This window comes from Vibrio diazotrophicus (assembly GCF_038452265.1).
GTDB classification, from domain to species: domain Bacteria; phylum Pseudomonadota; class Gammaproteobacteria; order Enterobacterales; family Vibrionaceae; genus Vibrio; species Vibrio diazotrophicus.
The window spans coordinates 1,468,085-1,486,377 of record NZ_CP151842.1 but is presented as its reverse complement, the minus strand read 5'-3'; the positions used below and the strand labels follow the sequence as shown (position 1 = coordinate 1,486,377).

The following is an 18,293-nucleotide window of genomic DNA, read 5'->3' as shown; positions in this document are numbered from 1 at the left end:
TAGCTCGAAGATGGACAGAAATGTGCCAGTACCTTTGCTAAATTAGCAGAAGATGGATTAACTTAAATATGGCAAAACCTACCCCAAAGCAAGATCGATATTATACACCTTCAATAAGATATCGTGACATGAGTGCCCCCCCCTCAAATAATATTTAAAGCTCCGCGCTGCACATCACAATAGAAATCTGACTTAATAGTTGCGCAGTCCGTTTTTGCTCTTTTGTACTCTTGATCAAGTTTAAAATCGCTACCACTCAATAACTCCCAATTTGTTCGATAAAAATTACTCAACACGAACGTAGTAAATAGTTCTGGAGTAAACACTTTATTGGTTGCAATTCTAGAGCTGTTATTAACGCCTAAATGGATATGAGCAATAGGATGGTTGACCCTTTTATGCTGATGCTCACTAAGGTCGTAGCGTAATATAGGAGTTGTAATATTCGCTCTCAGCTCACAAAGGGCTTGAGTATATTCTTCGAATGACCATTCATCCTCTAGATAATATTGATGGTAGGTTTGTAGCAAGTCCGTCGGAGAGTCTGGCTCATCAGAATATGTATTAGAGTTCATAGGGTTTGGATAAAAAGCCATTCGAAGTTCATATGGATAGGATAGCTTAGGCTTCTTCGGGTCAGGCTTTAGCTCTCGAAACGAAAACTGAAAGTACGAAAAATCACTTAGAATAAAGTTATAATATCCTTCGTTTAGTCCTGCGAAATAAATCTCTTCGTGTGTCGAACGACTCATTAAGGCTACCTTATTGAAGCCATTGCAAACCTTTAGACTTACGGGAGAGACCATTTTAGGCTCTAAACCTAGCTTAGTGCATATAGCCATGGCACGAACAATCCCACTATCGAAGTTTTTCTGCTTCATTTAGATCCCCTTTAGGAAGTCTACTTTTTCTTCTTCACTGACGCCTAAAAGTTCAAGCTGTTCACGATAGTTTCGTTGGAGTTCTTTTAATTTTTGGCTTTTTTCAGATAAGTCTCGTTGAAGCGTCTCGATGTGTTTAGGGTCTGGCTGCACAAACTCTAAATGAGGCGCCTTCGTGAGTGACATCCGTAGTTCATCAAAAAACAATTCAGCTCTAGAACCGATGCCGCTGACTCTTAGCCAAGCTTTTGCTCTAGTAAAGGCTGTAAAGATTCTATTTCTCGAGTAATGACTACCTTCGGTCCAGTACAGAGAATCAATGCCTATAACAAGTACAGCAGGGGCTTCATTTCCCTTAGCACGATGAATTGTCGACATCGTCACTTGCCCTTTTTCGATAAATGACTTCGAACTATAAGGATTTAGTAATACATTATTCGACGAAATGCCGTGTGTGAACAATCGACTTTGAATTGCTTTAAAATAACTACGAGCATTGCGGTCATCCAATGCGATGATCATTATATCTTCCGCCTTCAATCCATCGGATAGTAAAGAGCGAATATTATCGACAACCCAGTCTGACTCTTGATTAAGGTTCTGAAAAGATTGGTATTTAATAAGTTCGTCTAGTGGCTCATAAGCTGATATCGACAGCGGACTATTTTTACTTGGGCGCTCTAGAATTATCTCACTACCAATCTCGAAGTCTCCTTTAATAACATCATAACCGACATCCTCCCAGTGAGCCTTATCTTCTAAGTTCTGAACGGGACATCCATCTTTTCGATACAAACCGAAACCCAATGCGTGAGCGGCGATAAGAACCTCTCGAGGATTGCGGTAACACTTAGTAAGAACAATATCGTTGTCTAAATATTCAGGTAAATGACGCCCAGCTCTTTGAAGATCAATGTAATCTTCACCATCTCTGTCCTGACCAAATAGCTCTTTAGGTGATCTAGTTTTTACCTTAAAGATATTTTGTAACTCATCGTATCCCCAGATAATATTTTTTGTATCTCGATCCCCTTTAGTGATTTGGTAGACAAGGCGGAAAAATGACAGCGTCATATCCTGAGCCTCATCCATTAGTACATAGTCATACACAGCTCTAAGCTTATTGCTAGCTATAGCATCTGAACAAACATACTCAAAAGGGTTGCTCGGTAACTGCGCTTTAGCCTGAGGAAAACTCACTATTGGAATGCCGTTATCATTACATGCTGAGTAGTAAACTCCATCTATACCACTACCACCCCAAGCATGCTTAATTTGTAAGTTGTCCCAATTGGGATCAACCTTTTTATAATGCCTATAAAAACGTGTAATTAGGTTTTTTACATGTACATATAGGCTCTTGGTGAAAAACGTAAAAAGAATTTTCTTCTCAGGGTATTCCATATGGATATGAGCAGCTTTCATCGCCAACACAACCGTTTTCCCTGAACCAGCTAGCCCACGAATCCGTTGAGGACCATCAATAATAGTGACCGCACTATTTCTTTGACGAATATCGAAGGTTTTAATCTCTTCTTCAAGCTTCATCAAAGTAAACGCTTTAGTGGTTTTGTCACCGTCATCAACATTCCTTTGTTGATCCGAAGACAGTGCTTTAGTGCCCTCCAATATAGCTCGGCACTCATTGAACTTATCTTCCGAGATAGGTGTACCAAGCTCCTCTCTCATAATGACTAGAGTATCAGTAAGCTCTGTAATAGAAGTAATAAAAAGGTCTTCATCACAGTCTAAGCCTGCTATTGACTCTGTATAAAAAAAGGCGTCGAAGCCAATACTGAGTTCTTGTGTTCTCTTTTTCTTAGTACGAAGAAGTTTACTTTCGTATAGATTTGAAAATATTAGACTTCTGTATTCATCCCACTCTTCATCTATTTTTTCCGAGGAAACAGTACCGTCAAACTCACTGAAGCGCAGTGCTAACACACCATGTTGTTGACTTAGTATTACTAAGTCAGATGTTTTCATCACATCAGATTCGTATCCATAAAACTTCGGAAATCCAAAGTAAACAATAGCCTGATCTAAACCCAAAGCTTCGCTATTAGCTTTCAGGTGATCAACTACTAACTTTGCCAGTGGTACACTTTCAAAGTGCTTCGAAGTAATTACTGTTTCCATCGCCATTAAGACCTTGTTATGTACGGTTTTTAATAATAATACAGACTAGCTACCATCTCGGCTACTACAACTAACTAAACTAGAGACCCGTTTCAGATTACTGAAGAAAAATAAAGGTGGTATGTAAGGCTTACCACAAAACGCGCACAAATTCACATCCTACGCTAACGGGGGCAGGTCTTTCCTTTTGCCATTCATTACTATTTGTATATCAAAGTGACCAAATCATCGATGTATAAGCTTGCATTCATAACTTGATGTATGGAATCCACTCTTCCCCTGCCAATCTAAACTTAGCAGGATGAGATAAATACCCGAGGGTTCCAACATGCTGACCAACAATGTTATTGCTATCGACTTAGCTAAAAACGTCCTTCAAATCTGCCATATCAGCGTTCATGGCGAGTTACTTTTTAATCGAGCTTTAAGCCGACAAAAAGCAAAAGAGTTTCTTACTACAACGAAACCATCTATCGTTGCGATGGAAGGTTGTTGTGGCTGCCATTATTGGGGACAGTTAGCTGAGAAATGTGGTCATGAGGTCAGAATTATTAATCCCAAGAAAGTAAAAGGCTACTTAGAAGGCCATAAAACCGACCACAATGATGCTCTTGCCATTGCTAATGCAGCTATACAAATTGGTATAAAATACAGCCGACCTAAAACATTAGAACAACAAGCTATGCACTCTTTGGAAAGCAGTCGACGCTTTTTATCTCGTAGTGTCGTATCACTTGGGCAGCATATCAGAGGAACGATCTTGGGCTACGGGATAGCAAACCCAAGAGGCGAAAAAGGATTAAAAGCCTCCATTCAATCCGTGTTAGATGGTGAAACTCCAATACCAGCTAATGTGGTTTCTGTTCTTGCCATGTTGTGGGAACAATACAAACTACTCAAGTCTAAATTAATTGAATTTGAAAAAGAGAAAAATGCCTTAACTCGCCAGATTGAACCATGCCAAAGATTAATGGAAATCGAAGGGGTTGGCGAGACAACAGCAGCGATGCTTTACACCACTCTTGGCGATGGCAAGCAGTTCAAAAATGGAAGACAAGCTTCAGCATTCGTTGGACTGACACCTAAGCAACATAGCTCGGGCGGAAAAGTGTTTATGATAGGAATTGATAAATGCGGAGGGGTTAAAGAATTACGTTCTTTACTTTATCTTGGGGCGATGTCCTACGTTGGCCGACTGCCAGAAACACCTAAAACTCAAAAAGACGCTTGGCTAGCTAAAATCATCAAACGCATTGGGTACAAGAAAGCCTGTATTGCACTCGCCAATAAAATAGTCCGAACAGCATGGGCAATACTTCGTTACGAAACTAAATATAAGCCAATATTGCTAACCAATTAATTAAACCAAATTTTACGAAATGATGATGCATAAAAGGTAAGACCAACCTACTGAAAACCTGACCATTCTGTCATGCTTAACAAGCTGTAAACTCGATGAGGACAGTAGGTGCGCAAACATCAAAGGTTAGAAGGTCGCTCCTTCACAAGAAACCGAATATACGTACGCATCTTAACTCTTTATTTGCCAAATCACTTTGTAAATACGTGGATTCCATATACACAATGGGGCGTGCGACGTGAAGTCGTATGAAGCGCTGTTCACCGCTTGATGTGTGAACCATCTGTATCACCAGATGAACCTAGGAGCCTGAATAAAGTAGCGGCTCTGACAATGTAACGAAGATTGGCATTTGCCAATCGGGGTTGAAATCGTGAGAGGACGATCCTCCTGATAACCACAAATCGGGTGAGTGCTAGGTAGTCAACATGATGAACATAAGTGAATCCGCTCAAGGTGCGTTATGTGATGAAACAGCGGAAGTGGTTAACACGCTGTAGCCAAAAGGCGTGAGAATCGGAAAGAGATTGCCCCATGCTCTTTCGTGATCGTTGAACTCTCCGCACCATAGCGGGCATCTAAACTGACATTGCGCGACATACGGAACACGGTAAGCCTGTATCGCTCCCTCTGGGAAAGCCTCTGTGGCCGATAGTGATGCAGGTAGAGGATGTCGGAAAAAGCGAAGGCTGTATTGTAACGATGCAGATACAGATCCCTATCTGGCACGAAAGTGAGCTGACTTCCGACTGGTCTTCCGTTGCAAGAGAATTTGAAGAACTTTATTCAAGGAGATAAGCAAATGATGATTTCAAAAGAGATTAGTGCCACTCCTGACAGTGCTCAATGGCAATCCATAAATTGGAAAGTCGTAGAATCCCATGTATTAAAGCTCCAGATGCGTATTGCAAAGGCAACACGAGAAGGTAAACACGGCAAAGCGAAAGCATTGCAATGGATACTGACTCACTCGCGTTCAGCAAAGCTTCTTGCTGTTAAGCGGGTATCACAAAATAAAGGCAGTAAAACGCCTGGAATTGACGGCGTTATCTGGAATACAGATACGCGCCGCATGAAAGCTGTCAATCAATTGAGCAGAAAAGCTTATCAAGCCAAACCGCTTAAGCGTATCTACATCCCCAAGAAAAACGGCAAGCTCAGACCACTGGGTATCCCCTGCATGATCGACAGAGCGCAACAAGCGCTCCACCTTCTTGCACTAGAACCAATATCTGAAACTATCGCCGATCCTAATAGCTACGGCTTCCGACCTAATCGAAGCACTGCTGATGCAATTGCACAGTGTTTTATCTGTTTAAGTCAAAGGAAATCCGCACAATGGGTGCTTGAGGGAGATATTAAAGCCTGTTTCGATAAAATTGGTCATCAATGGCTTATCGAAAACATACCAGCAGACAAACGGATGCTGGAACAATGGCTGAAATCTGGCTTTATAGATAAAGGGCTGTTCTACCATACCGACGAGGGTACACCGCAGGGTGGGATTATATCTCCCACTCTGATGTTGATGACACTTGCAGGTCTAGAACAGCGCATAAAATCTACCGCCCTCAAAAAGGGTGCGAGAGCCAACTTTATTGGATACGCCGATGATTTCGTCGTCACCTGTGCCTCAAAGGAGGTGCTGGAGAACGATATCAAACCGTTGATTGCTGAGTTCTTAGCGGAAAGAGGCTTAACACTCTCCGAAGAGAAAACGCACATTACCCACATCAGCCGTGGTTTTGACTTTCTAGGCTTTAATCATAGGAAGTACAAAGGAAAACTGCTCATTAAACCGAGCAAAACCAACACTCTGATGCTCTTGAGTAACTTGCGCGAACTCATCAAGAAGCACGCAACCATCCCCGTTAACGATCTAATTAAATTGATAAATCCGAAACTCAGGGGCTGGTCGAATTACTATCGACACTGTGTTGCTAAACAGATATTCGGATATGTAGGTCACAAGCTATTCCATGCGTTATGGCACTGGGTTAAAAGGCGTCATCCGACTAAATCTAGAACTTGGATCGCCCTTAAATACTTCATCAACCGTCAAGGTCAATGGCAATTTCACGGTTGGCAGAAGATCATGAATATGGATTGCCAGTTCAATCTGTTTCAAATAGCTAAGGTGCCAATAGAAAGACATGTGAAAATCAGGAGTGCCGCAACGCCTTTTGACCCTCAATACCAAGAATACTTGGCAAAGAGAAAGTCAAAGAGGCAATACCGTAACTCTTGGTATGAGCCTGCTCTCGCTGCTTTGTAAGTTGCTGGGTGCCAATCGGTGCCTTCGTGAAGGCTTGAGCCTAGTGCGGTGAAAGTTGCACGCTGGGTTCTTAGAGAGGCGACACTTGGTAACAGGTGTCGTCTACTCGACATAAATGAGCCAGCACCGATCGATTTAGCTGGCTCGAAGATGGACAAAACCGAGTTACAAACTAAAACACAATCTGACTGTTCGGTTCACCTCTTCTGATATTGCAAACCATGCGCTAAACAGACATGAATGTGGACCAATTCACTTATACACTGATTGACAAACAAAGCGGCAAGTGCGAACCTGTATTTATGAATATGACGCCTAACTTCCAACGAATTATTATCATCATTTCTTAAGAAATGGTGGGATAGTTAGTGCAACTAAATTTTAAGACCCGCCTAAGAGGCGGGTTTTTTGTACTTACCTCTTAGGATCTTAAGTTAAGAGGTAAATATGAGTTCTAAACAAAAACAGGCATCTCCATCAACAAGTTTTTCTTTTGTGGATGCTGAGCATGACATGCTGCAATTCTGGGAAACGTACAGCGTATTCCAGGCATCTCTGGAGCAGTCAAAAGATAAACCTAAGTTCGTATTTTACGATGGTCCTCCCTTTGCTACAGGGTTACCCCACCACGGCCATTTAGTTGCTTCCACTATCAAAGACATAATCCCTCGCTATCAAACCATGCTTGGACATTACGTTGAAAGGCGATTTGGCTGGGATTGTCATGGTCTTCCTATCGAGCATGAGATAGACAAATCATTGGGGATGTCGGCTAAGGAAGCGGTAGAGAAGTTTGGTATCGCTAAATATAACGACGAATGCCGTGGTATCGTTCAACGGTATACACAGGAGTGGGAAAAAACAATAACCCGCCTAGGCCGTTGGGTAGATTTCGATAATGACTATCGAACTCTGGAACCCTGGTATATGGAATCCGTATGGTGGGTGTTTAAGCAGCTGTGGGATAAAGGTTTGGTTTATCAGGGAGAAAAGGTTGTCGCCTACTCAACAGAACTCGAAACCGTGTTATCAAACTTTGAGGCAACATCGAACTACAAAGATGTGCAAGACCCCGCAATTTCGGTACTGTTTAAACTAGAAGACGAAGATGGTTATCTCGCAGCATGGACGACAACACCTTGGACCTTACCTTCAAATCTTGCTCTCTGCGTAAATCCTGACTTTGATTACGTTAAGGTGTTCGACCAGTCTGTAGGTAAAAGGTTTTGGATTGCTAAAGAGTTATTAGAGAGTTTTTCTAAAGGACATTCAGTCGAAGTGCTCGCTACCACTAAGGGTTCAGATCTTGCAGGTAAATCCTATACGCCTATCTTTCCTTACTTTGTACAGAACAAAGCCAAAGGTGCGTTTAAAGTCCTCGCGGATACTTTTGTATCGCAGGAAAGTGGTACTGGTATTGTCCATATCGCCCCCGCTTTTGGTGAGGAAGATCAACGAGTCTGCCGTGAAAACGGTGTCGAGGCTAGTGTATGTCCGCTGGATAGCCGAGGTCGCTTTACTGGGGAAGTGAGTGATTTTGCCAACGTTTATGTAAAAGATGCTGATAAATCGATAATTCAGACCATTAAGGAACGAGGTCTGTTGTATCGGCATGACACGTTAATGCACAGTTATCCCTTTTGCCCTCGCTCTGATACACCAATCATCTATCGAACAGTGCCTTCATGGTATATCGGTGTAACCCAACTGAGAGGCAAACTTGTTAAAAACAACAACCAGATCAAATGGGTGCCAGAACATATTCAGCAGGGTCGAATGGGCAAATGGCTGGAAAATGCGATTGATTGGGCGGTTTCAAGAAATCGATATTGGGGGACGCCACTGCCTATCTGGATAAATGATGTTACAGAAAAACCATACTGTGTTGGATCTATCGAAGAGCTGACGTCTTTAACCGGGGCTCAAATTGAAGACTTGCATAGGGATCATATCGACCATTTAACTTTTACTTTAGCCGGAGAGGATGGTGTATATCGTAGGATACCGGAAGTCTTTGATTGTTGGTTTGAGTCAGGCTCAATGCCCTATGCGCAGGTTCATTATCCATTCGAGAACAAGCAAGAGTTTGAAGCAAGTTTTCCTGCATCGTTTATCGCTGAAGGGGTAGATCAGACTCGAGGATGGTTCTATACCTTACAAGTGTTAAGCGAGTGTCTGTTCGGTAAACCCGCTTTCACCAATGTCATTGTTAACGGCATTGTGATGGCGGAAGACGGTAAGAAAATGTCTAAACGGCTAAAAAACTACACAGCTCCCGATATCCTAATGGAACAGTACGGTGCCGATGCGTTGCGATTGTACCTAATCAATTCTGGTCTGGTAAAAGCCGAGGAACAGAAATTTTCTGATAAAGGCGTTCAGGAAATGGTGAGACAGGTACTGCTCCCTTGGTATAACGGATTTAAGTTCTTTAAAACCTATGCTGATATCGACGGATGGAAAGTCGAAGGCTCCGCGCCGAGAAACAACGTACTTGATCAGTGGATTGTTTCTCGTTTGGAAAGTTTGAAAGAAAAAGTGAACGCTGAAATGCAGGCGTACCATTTGTATGAAGTGGTACCACCTTTGTTTGAGTTTTTGGAAGATTTAACCAACTGGTATATTCGTCTGAACCGTTCGCGTTACTGGCAACCTAAAATGAATAAGGACAAAGAGAGCGCTTACGCCACCCTTTATTATTGTCTAGACACGTTTACGACGTTAATGGCACCGTTTGCCCCTTTCTTGTCGGAGTTCATTTATCAACAGCTTAAAGAGTATGACGAGAATGCGCAGCGACCATTGTCGGTGCATTTGCGTCGTTATCCTCACACAATCGAGGAGCTCAGGGTGCCCGATCTCGAGACAAGTGTTCAGAGTTTTCAACATTTGATTATCATGGGCCGACAAATGAGAAATGATATTAAAGTAAAGCTAAAAACACCTTTGAGCCAGGCAACGGTGCTGCACCGAGATAAAATAGTGCTGGATGACATTCGACGTTTGTCTGATTACATAAAAGCGGAGCTTAACTTTAAGTCCTTAAGTTTTAGTACAGAGGAAGGAAAATTTATCGACCTTTACGCGAAGGCAAACTTTCCAGCACTGGGCAAACGTCTGGGTAAGCAAATGAAACACTATGCCAATCTGATTGCTAACCTTGTACCGACTGATATTGTTCAACTTCAGCAAGTTGGGTTTCTGGAAATTGATGGACAACGCTTTTCCGAAGAAGAAATTGTCATCTACAGAAAGGCGAAGGAGGGGGTAAATGCGGTTTCTAACCGTTATATCTCTATGGAGTTTGAACCTAACCTCACAGAAGAGTTGGTTGCAGAAGGGATGATTCGAGAAGTTGTGAGCCGTATTCAGAAACTGAGAAAGTCCTCCGGTTTTGGTGTGACGGATAAGATTTCGGTGTCTATGAACACATCAGATCACGTAAGACATTGGATAGAAAAGTACTTAAGATATTTGCAGACAGAGACTTTAGCTACACATGTGGATTTTCAGTTACCTACAAATACAGGTGAACAGTACGTTTTAGAGATGGGAGTAGTCAGTATTTCAGTCGCAAAAATCAAAGTTGACTAGCGTCTACAACCGGAAAAGTGCGGCGTTTGCAATAACGCCGCCTTTCAATGAATCGATAGAGAATTTCGAGGTAGAACTACGGAAAGCTTCTGTATAAGTTCCCAACGTACAGATTAGATTAATTGGCTCTTCTCCGCTTTGATGAGTCTGATTCCCATGTACATCAATCTCTATCATACTGATTATTAATATATTTATAGTTGGTATGTTAGAGCTGTATTTTGACTTATTCTATTTCTGGTCTTTCACGTATCGATGGACAGGTTATTCGCTCTGTTAAACTCGATACTCATTCTCAGTCTATTGATGTTTTCTGCCGTAGAGACCGTCGATTTTCAGTCAAAACGCCAAACTCCCTACAGCGGAGTACAGTTAATACCTATCTCACTCGAATTATTCATGACTTACCGATTAGTGGTCTCCAATGTCGTGTTCATATTGAATTAGCTCAAACCAGAAATACTGACGGCGTTCGACTTATTGAGGAAAGTGAATTTGTTGAGAAAGGTGTTCGATACTCAAAACGCTTCTGTCACCAGATTAGCGGGTTATGCCGTCATATGCCGATTAGCGTAATAGCAAAACATTTTGGTTTGCGATGGGAAACCGTCAAAAATATCGATAAAGCGTTATTGAATCGGACGTTGCCTCCCAGTGACCCGGCGCTGCTTACTGGATTGACTCATATCGGTGTTGATGAAGTCGCTAGAGCTAAAGGGCATGATTATATGACGGTGGTTTACGATATGAATACAGGTCGCTTGATATGGGTTGAACATGGAAGGACAAGCGATACATTAAGTCGTTTTTTAACGCAGTTATCTCGAGCAACCGCTGAACAAATTAAAGCTGTAGCTATGGATATGGGCGATTCCTACATAAAAGCGGTCACAGAGCATCTACCCAATGCAGATATCGTCTTTGACCGTTTTCATGTCATGCAGCTATATAGCAAGATAATACGGAAAGAGCGTTCATTTGAATTTAAAAAAGCCGAAAATCACAAAGACAAAAAACTGATAAAAGGCTCTCTGTTTTTACTACTAAAGAACGCAGGAAAACTGTCTTCTTCACAATCAGATAAGCTCGATGAGTTGCTAGAATCCAACAAACACCTTTGTTTTATCTACATGATGAAGGAACAGCTTCAACAAATCTGGAACAGCACGAACTACCTAGAAATGGAACATAAGCTTGAGCAATGGTGCCACCTGGCAATGCAGTCAGGAATACTGAGTTTACAAAGCTTTGTTGGGACACTTCAGCGACATAAAAAAGGGATCTGTAACTACGCAACTTACCATTTAACCAGTGCCGCAATTGAAGCTGGAAATGTATCGATTGGTATGTTGAGGAAAAGAGCCAGAGGGATAAGAGATACTGAATATTTTAAATTGAAGATTAAACAAATCTCTGTCCCAGAGACATCCTCAATCTTTTATCCATCTGTCAAGCTCATGTAACCGGAGAAGAACCGATTAATTTGGTCTACTGCTGTACTGGCTAGGTGGTCAGTTCGTTGGGGATAAGAAGGTTTGGGGCATAAATCATTTAGAGTAACGACTCAATAAATTGTGATCACACGCGATTCTGTCCTACCCTTTCTCATTCTAACGCCATCAGTTTTCCTCCTTAAAACTAACAACCCATATGCTCTCATTATGAGCTCGCTACCTCCTTCTACTTGCCTACCATAGCCCTTCACCCTAAACCAAAAAATCTTCAGGTATATGTCATCAATGTGAATAACCACTATTGATTTCGACAGGAGCCTGAAATGAATCCCAAAACTTCCGATTACCAAAAGCAGCAACGCTATCAGGAAAATGAAATCCTAGAGCATGCCGCTGAGATACTGGCGACACGCTACGTGCGTGGTGACGCCCTCACCAACCCTGATGCCACCAAAGAGTATGTGCGCTGTAAGCTAGGCAGCCATGAGCGTGAAGTGTTTGCCTTATTGCTACTGGATAACCAAAACCGACTGATTGAGTTTAAAGAGCTGTTTCAAGGAACGGTGGATGCGGCCAGTGTCTACCCACGAGAAGTGGTGAAAGCGGTATTAGAAATAAATGCAGCAGCGGTGATATTTGCGCACAACCATCCATCCGGTGACTCAACACAGTCTCAAGCCGATAGGCGCATAACCGAAAGACTCAAGGACGCTTTAGCGCTGGTGGATGTCCGCGTTCTCGACCATATCGTGACAGGCGATACCTGCACCTCATTTGCTGAAAGGGGGTGGTTATGATTGGTCAACATTATGGTGAGCTTTCTATTGATGATGTATTACATGTGTCACTGGAAACACTTTTGAATCGATACACTCTCCCAGAGAACGCTGAACGACTCGTGCTGAACTGCCGCCAACTGAGTTACTACCGACATCGACAAGGTTTGCATCCCGTTGAGGTGCAACTTAAACGTGAGTCAGCCTCTAGTCCTTGGTTGGTGGTGTTCTTTGCCAGCTTCTCTTATCCCGATGACAACAGCACAACCGTTGAGCCTGAGTTGTACTTTCACCTTGCTAATCACTGGTGCTATCAACCCGATGTAGGAAGCACGGATTTATCCCATCCAGAGGTACAAGAGCTGCTCTCGGTATGGATGAAAGCCTTTGCTCGTCACCTTTCCAGAAACGTCTTTGATGACGTGCAACTGACGATGGTCGGTACGTTCCACTAAATTCTCACTCTCTCATTTCTTATTTGAATCCTGAAACAAGGAGGACTCACTATGTCCAAATTAACCTTCACAGCATCATCACTACCTGTGTCCAAGAAACTACATAAGCTGTTAAGTGAACAGTTCACCGCTCATTTGCTGAGTAATGAAGCACTGACCACCAGCCGTTATCTGGTGTTTAATTTTCGCGATAAAAGTTACAGCGCGGATGAAGGCGGTTTTCATCCGGTTGAGATGGCGATTTGCCAAACCTCAACAGGAGAATGGAGCATTGAGTACATCACCGACTTTGCTTATATGGGCAACTACTACCCAGAGTTAGAGCGAAACTTGGATTTTGATTTTCGAGTTGGGCAGTTCTTTGTGGCCTATCGTGGCTGGCTACCGATGCAAGGTAGCCGTGATGCCAAAGAGCTGTATCGGCTATGGGAGAATAACTTTCTTGCCTATGTCGATATGGACGCTTACAACGAGATAGCCGTCACCCCGCAATAACTCATGACTTCCCTTCTTCTACAAACCATCAAACTTGTCACTGCCCTCATTACGTTGTTCTCACTTTCTCCGTTCTTCGGTGCCATTGGTGCCCTATCCACTTTAGGGTTTCTGGTGGTGCTGGTGATTGGGTTATTGGCAGCGATTGCAGAGCTCAGTGATAAGCATAAGCCTCGTTAATGTTAATCGGCTCACGCTTTAGTGATGCCGATTGATGCTGTTTTCACCGTTGGACATTATGTGTCTGACCCACCTCTATTCTCCCGACATTAAATGTCCGACTCCGGTGTGGAGCTTTGATGTATTGAGAGCGTAGGCATGAGCAATAAAACCAGCATTGAAGGGTTATCCGCTTTGCTGCACACGCTGATGCTTATTCCTCAACATCGATGGATCACCGTTAGGGAGTTGCAGCAGCAGTTAGCCCTACTCGATATCCACCGCACCACGCGCAGCATTAAACGCTACCTCGATGACATCATTGTGGACGTGTTTAACGTGGAGTGTGATTCGATGAGCATGCCCCATGTTTACCGGAAAACCTCAGAGCAATTACTGAAGCTCAACAAGCAGGAAATGCTCTATTCTCAACTGACCGACAAGTACTTACTGCCGCTGGTTCCTGATGCACTGAATCATGGGCAAGGGTCCTCCTCGGAGAGAGACAAACCCTTGTCACACAAGGGTTCAGCACATTCAAAAGAGCAAGCATGGTTAGCCAAAGTACATGTAGCTTTGCCCACTATTCGTGAGTGGAGCGACGAGCAACGGCAAGTGTTGAATGCGGTACACACGGCATTACTGCACAACCGTATGCTCAAGATATCTAGCCAAGTATTGCAGCAAGAGAAGGCGCTCATTGAGCCACTGGGACTCTCGGTTCAGTGTGACGCGCTCTTGCTGCTCTTTCGATTATCCGGTCAACACACGATACGCACCCTAGCCTTGCCCTTGATTGATGAGGCCAGTGTATCGACGTTTTCTTTTACCTATCCGACTGATTTCAATCTTGAGCGGTTCATGCGTGAACACGATGGAATCAGTACACCCTGAATTTCACTCACCGATAAGGAGAGCACCGTTATGACATTAATCAACACTCTACTCCGATACGCCGCTATGAGCTTGCTGTTTATTGGACTCACCGCTTGTGGCGATCAAGAAGAGACTCAAGCGGCAACAGCAGATATTGAAGTGTCGATATCAGCTAACCCTCACTGGGGAACATTGGTCTTTGACCTACAAGCCATTACCGATAACACCGTGATAAGCGATGTAGTGATTAACCGTGGCAACTGCCGATTACCCGCAGGCACAACCTCAGAGCTATCAAGAAACGTTTCATTGCAGTTCGGCCAAACCTACACCGGATACAGCAACAACTGCACTGTGGACAGCGTGAAAGAAATCGAAGTCACCTCCAGCGCAGGCACCTTTGTCTACACCTTCTAACTTTCAATTCCCAAATAACACACTCAACCAACTCGTAAGGATCAACTATGAACAAGTCATCTCTACTCATCACAGCAGCGTTAGCTTTCTCAGCCTCTTCCGCCTTTGCTGGTGGAACACTGGGCGGTAACCCATCCGTAGATTCGAATGCAGTCAACGTCAGTGTGGGCAAATGTACTCAATACAAAATGGATGTGAAAGCGGCGCAGCAGGAAGGCAAGGATGTATCGACCATCACCGTGCCTAAAGGCTGTGAAGCAGTCAAAGAAAAGTAATACCTACCACCAGCGACGGTAAAAAATGACAATGGGGAGCCTGATTGCTCCCCTTTTTTTTTGCTTCTCAGCTAACCTATCCTTATCATCTCTATAAACATAAAACTAGGATCTAGTGACAATACCCAGATGTTGCAAATCAGCCTTAACTTGTTGACTTAGATATACTTAACTTAACCATCTCTTCAAATTACCCAACCTCTTTTTGTGGTTCAGAATCAAGATCACTTTTAACTAGTTCAAGTATATTGACCAATTCTTGAGCCAATGCTGCATGCTCATTCAATTTACTCCGTTCAACTAAAAGCAAAAAAAGCGGAATAAACAAGAATAAAGTAAACAGACTAGGAAAGATGCCTGAAGCAACCTCCAACTTTAGCGACATTCCAGTAACAGCAGAAATTAAGCCAAAACTAGCGGCTAATAGAGTTAGATAATTTGAGCGACTAACCAACCTCTCTCTAGTGTTTTTATAAGCCACTACAATCTCGTTAATACACTCTTTGTTTAGCCCATTACCAGCCTTAAGCTTTGATGAAGCAAATAGCTTAGTATCATGAACTATCACTTGTTCCATTTTAAGCAACTGAGAATAATGATCTCCGTTGCCAAAAGTTCTCTGTAAAAAACTAGGTACTTTATGCCACCATTTTTTAAGATACCGCTTACTGATCAACGCATATTCTTCATACAACTCTTTACCTAAGTTTTCCAAAAGCTTATTCCTATAACCTTAATAATTAAAATCTGCTTAGCTACATCAACAAATGATTGAAACCAATCGAGAAGAAACTTACCCACTCAACGAGAATGAAGTTCGGTGTTAGTTACCAAGTCTTCGATATATATATGCTTGCCCCAAACGAGCGACAACCTCACACACATCATCAACAAAGCTCGCCTTCAGCAATTGATGCGCCGACACATTCACATTGACTAAAGGTCTCGCATTGAGTGTGGAATCAAACATAACCAAGTACTGGCAAGCATACTCTAGAACTAGCAAGCCCAATGCATGTATATACCCTAACCGTTCGGCAATGAGATTGAATTCTGCAGGTGAAATCGCCCCCAACTCAGGGTGCTCCCACCAAGCCAACACCTCAAAACTTATTAGGTCTCCAAACGTCAGCACTACTCACTTCAAATCAATCGACGCTTCTTCGATTGCTAAGATTTACACCTTCTACTGCTCAACTTTAAACTTCGCCATCAACGCGCTCAATTGCTGATTCACTTCTACTAGTCTGAGTGTTTCCTCTTCAATTTCTACACCCGAAGATTTAAGTGCATTCACGATATCGTTAATTTGGGTGATGTTACGACCAATTTCCTGTGTAACGCTGCTCTGCTCTTCAGCCGATGTTGCTATTTGCATGCTCGCGTCATTAATGTGTGTTACCAACTCTGCAACATGGGAAACATTCCTTTCCAAGGCATTAGTGCTAGAGTCAGCCTCTTGGCAACACACTTTGGTACTTTCCATTGAATCAACCATCGTACGACTGCTGTTTAACAGCTCATTTAACGCTTGCTCAATTTCCTCTGTACTGCATTTTGTTCGTCCCGCGAGATTTCTAACTTCATCCGCCACAACTGCAAATCCCCGTCCTTGCTCACCCGCCCTAGCGGCTTCGATGGCCGCATTCAAGGCTAGCAGATTAGTCTGCTCAGCAATATCACTGATGACCGTTAAAATAGAGTGGATACCTTGTGATTTACCATTCATCTCTTCTACACGCTCGACGGCCACATCAACCTCTCGACGCAATGAACTCATGTTTGTTTTTGACTGGTCAATACTCTGAGAAGCGTCACGCCCCAACTCTTCTGCTTTCTGTGTCAGTTGTGCGGTTGTCGCAGCACTCTGAGCAACCGCTTCCGCAGTGGCGTTCATCTCTTCAATTGCAGCGGCAATTTGCTCGGTTTCGGAAGCATGTTCTGTGAGGCGCAGAGCGCTCTGTTGGGATTGAGTTGCAAGCGTGCCAATGCGGCTTTCAAGCTCCTTGGACAAAGTTTTAACCTCTAGGAACATTGACTGCAACTGTGCGATAAACCCATTGATACCAACTGCTATCCGTCCAAGGTCATCGCTTGAGGTTACTGGGATCCGATTGGTTAAATCGCCATTCCCCTTGGCGAGGTCCTCTATGACATCCCTAAGAGCTAGGACCGGTTGGTATAAGCGATGGAAGAGCAATGACAAAACAATGAGTGCAGACAGGATGCTAATCGCGACACTGAGAGTAAGGTTAGTTTCCAACTCTCCTAACTCTTGGAATGCGATTGCTTCATCAACCCCTACACCTAGGTACCATGTTTTATCCGCTACTTGGAATCTGTGAGAAAAGAACAGCTTTTCTTGGCCATCCAGTTCGTAAGACTGAACACCGGAATGCATTCTTACAGCATTCAGCGCAGTATCCCTGAATCCATTAAGGTCCCTTGCCTTTTCGCCATTTTTAATGACGGGTGAAGATGAAGCAAGTATCGTCGTCTCACTATCCATCATAACAGCAACCGCGCCGGGTATATCACTCACTCGATTGACAATCTGGTTTAGAAAATCCAGAGTCAAGTCAGAAGAAATCGTGCCGTCGTATGTCTTTTCAACAAAACTAATCCAAATTACACCATCAGAAGCAACATACGGTTCTGTTACAGAGACCTGTGATTTCCTTTGAGCCAGTTGGTACCACTCACGTTTCGTAACATCGCCATTATATTTGTGGTTTGGCCATGTGTTGGCTGTTTGATTCCAGTACGCATCACCATTGTCAAGTGATATCACGACACTGTCTATATCCATGGCATTAGCAAGTAACTTAGTCTGTTCAATATAGTTTTCAGGAAAAGGCTGAGCCTTATAATGTTTCGCCACTTTACTGATACTGCGTGTCTTCTGTCCAAAATAGCTCTCTGCGGCCATCGCTTGTTGTCGTGTATAGTCAGTAAAATAACGCTCCACATTTTCCACGACGATTTCGCGAGTATCACTATAGCCAATCCAAGCGCTTACAATAAGGGCCGTTGTTAGCAAACAAGCCATGGCGCCCAGCAATATCCCTTTAAACCCGAAAAATCCTTTTTCCATAATTCCTTCGTCCTAATAGCACCTAATAAAAAACCGCTAAATA

At 43.1% G+C, this 18,293-nt stretch carries 16 protein-coding genes; 11 read left to right on the top strand and 5 right to left on the bottom strand.

What is annotated here, in order from left to right; genetic code table 11:
* Window positions 1-143: 143 nt before the first annotated feature.
* Together AAGA51_RS06785 and AAGA51_RS06780 are read right to left on the bottom strand one after the other, a co-directional pair.
* Window positions 144-881, bottom strand: a complete 738-nt coding sequence (locus AAGA51_RS06785; protein WP_042490372.1) for a DUF2290 domain-containing protein — start codon at window positions 879-881, stop codon at window positions 144-146.
* Window positions 882-3,020 carry a DEAD/DEAH box helicase gene (locus AAGA51_RS06780; protein WP_167828625.1) on the bottom strand — a complete coding sequence of 713 codons (2,139 nt, stop codon included), beginning with the start codon at window positions 3,018-3,020 and terminating at the stop codon, window positions 882-884. It lies immediately after the preceding gene.
* A gap of 328 nt (window positions 3,021-3,348) precedes the next feature.
* Here AAGA51_RS06780 and AAGA51_RS06775 point away from each other — a divergent pair, with 328 nt between their 5' ends.
* The 11 genes from AAGA51_RS06775 (at window position 3,349) to AAGA51_RS06725 (ending at window position 15,156) form a co-directional block, all read left to right on the top strand.
* Window positions 3,349-4,380, top strand: a complete 1,032-nt coding sequence (locus AAGA51_RS06775) for an IS110 family transposase (RefSeq protein ID WP_042490479.1) — start codon at window positions 3,349-3,351, stop codon at window positions 4,378-4,380.
* Window positions 4,381-5,182: 802 nt separating this feature from the next.
* Window positions 5,183-6,655 (top strand): group II intron reverse transcriptase/maturase, encoded by a 1,473-nt coding sequence (ltrA, locus tag AAGA51_RS06770; RefSeq protein ID WP_042488528.1) that lies wholly within the window; start codon window positions 5,183-5,185, stop codon window positions 6,653-6,655.
* A 447-nt stretch (window positions 6,656-7,102) separates the two neighbouring features.
* Window positions 7,103-10,249, top strand: coding sequence for an isoleucine--tRNA ligase (gene ileS, locus AAGA51_RS06765; RefSeq protein ID WP_042488532.1), 3,147 nt, complete (start codon window positions 7,103-7,105; stop codon window positions 10,247-10,249).
* 221 nt (window positions 10,250-10,470) lie between these two features.
* Window positions 10,471-11,712: an ISL3 family transposase gene (locus AAGA51_RS06760; RefSeq protein WP_425304593.1), complete on the top strand. Its 1,242-nt coding sequence runs from the start codon at window positions 10,471-10,473 to the stop codon at window positions 11,710-11,712.
* 314 nt (window positions 11,713-12,026) lie between these two features.
* Complete coding sequence (gene radC, locus AAGA51_RS06755) at window positions 12,027-12,500, top strand: RadC family protein (RefSeq protein WP_042488537.1); 474 nt, start codon at window positions 12,027-12,029, stop codon at window positions 12,498-12,500.
* Entirely contained in the window at window positions 12,497-12,934 is a 438-nt protein-coding gene (locus tag AAGA51_RS06750; RefSeq protein WP_042488539.1) for a DUF2787 domain-containing protein, read from the top strand. Before radC ends, AAGA51_RS06750 begins: the two co-directional genes overlap by 4 nt.
* 51 nt (window positions 12,935-12,985) lie before the next feature.
* Entirely contained in the window at window positions 12,986-13,429 is a 444-nt protein-coding gene (locus AAGA51_RS06745; protein ID WP_042488542.1) for a DUF2787 domain-containing protein, read from the top strand.
* A gap of 3 nt (window positions 13,430-13,432) precedes the next feature.
* Window positions 13,433-13,609 (top strand): hypothetical protein, encoded by a 177-nt coding sequence (locus AAGA51_RS06740; RefSeq protein WP_139284400.1) that lies wholly within the window; start codon window positions 13,433-13,435, stop codon window positions 13,607-13,609.
* Between the two features lie 138 nt (window positions 13,610-13,747).
* Window positions 13,748-14,482: a WYL domain-containing protein gene (locus tag AAGA51_RS06735; protein WP_042488548.1), complete on the top strand. Its 735-nt coding sequence runs from the start codon at window positions 13,748-13,750 to the stop codon at window positions 14,480-14,482.
* A 30-nt stretch (window positions 14,483-14,512) separates the two neighbouring features.
* Window positions 14,513-14,881 carry a hypothetical protein gene (locus AAGA51_RS06730; RefSeq protein WP_042488550.1) on the top strand — a complete coding sequence of 123 codons (369 nt, stop codon included), beginning with the start codon at window positions 14,513-14,515 and terminating at the stop codon, window positions 14,879-14,881.
* A gap of 47 nt (window positions 14,882-14,928) precedes the next feature.
* On the top strand, window positions 14,929-15,156 hold the full coding sequence (locus tag AAGA51_RS06725) for a hypothetical protein (protein WP_042488553.1): 228 nt from the start codon (window positions 14,929-14,931) through the stop codon (window positions 15,154-15,156).
* 190 nt (window positions 15,157-15,346) lie between these two features.
* On the opposite strand, the gene AAGA51_RS06720 is transcribed toward AAGA51_RS06725, so the two are convergent.
* The 3 genes from AAGA51_RS06720 to AAGA51_RS06710 form a co-directional block, all read right to left on the bottom strand.
* A complete protein-coding gene (locus AAGA51_RS06720; protein ID WP_042488555.1) occupies window positions 15,347-15,871 on the bottom strand; it encodes a hypothetical protein in 525 nt (174 codons plus the stop codon).
* A gap of 108 nt (window positions 15,872-15,979) precedes the next feature.
* Window positions 15,980-16,291 (bottom strand): EAL domain-containing protein, encoded by a 312-nt coding sequence (locus AAGA51_RS06715; protein ID WP_042488559.1) that lies wholly within the window; start codon window positions 16,289-16,291, stop codon window positions 15,980-15,982.
* Between the two features lie 51 nt (window positions 16,292-16,342).
* Complete coding sequence (locus AAGA51_RS06710) at window positions 16,343-18,250, bottom strand: methyl-accepting chemotaxis protein (RefSeq protein ID WP_042488561.1); 1,908 nt, start codon at window positions 18,248-18,250, stop codon at window positions 16,343-16,345.
* Window positions 18,251-18,293 lie beyond the last annotated feature (43 nt).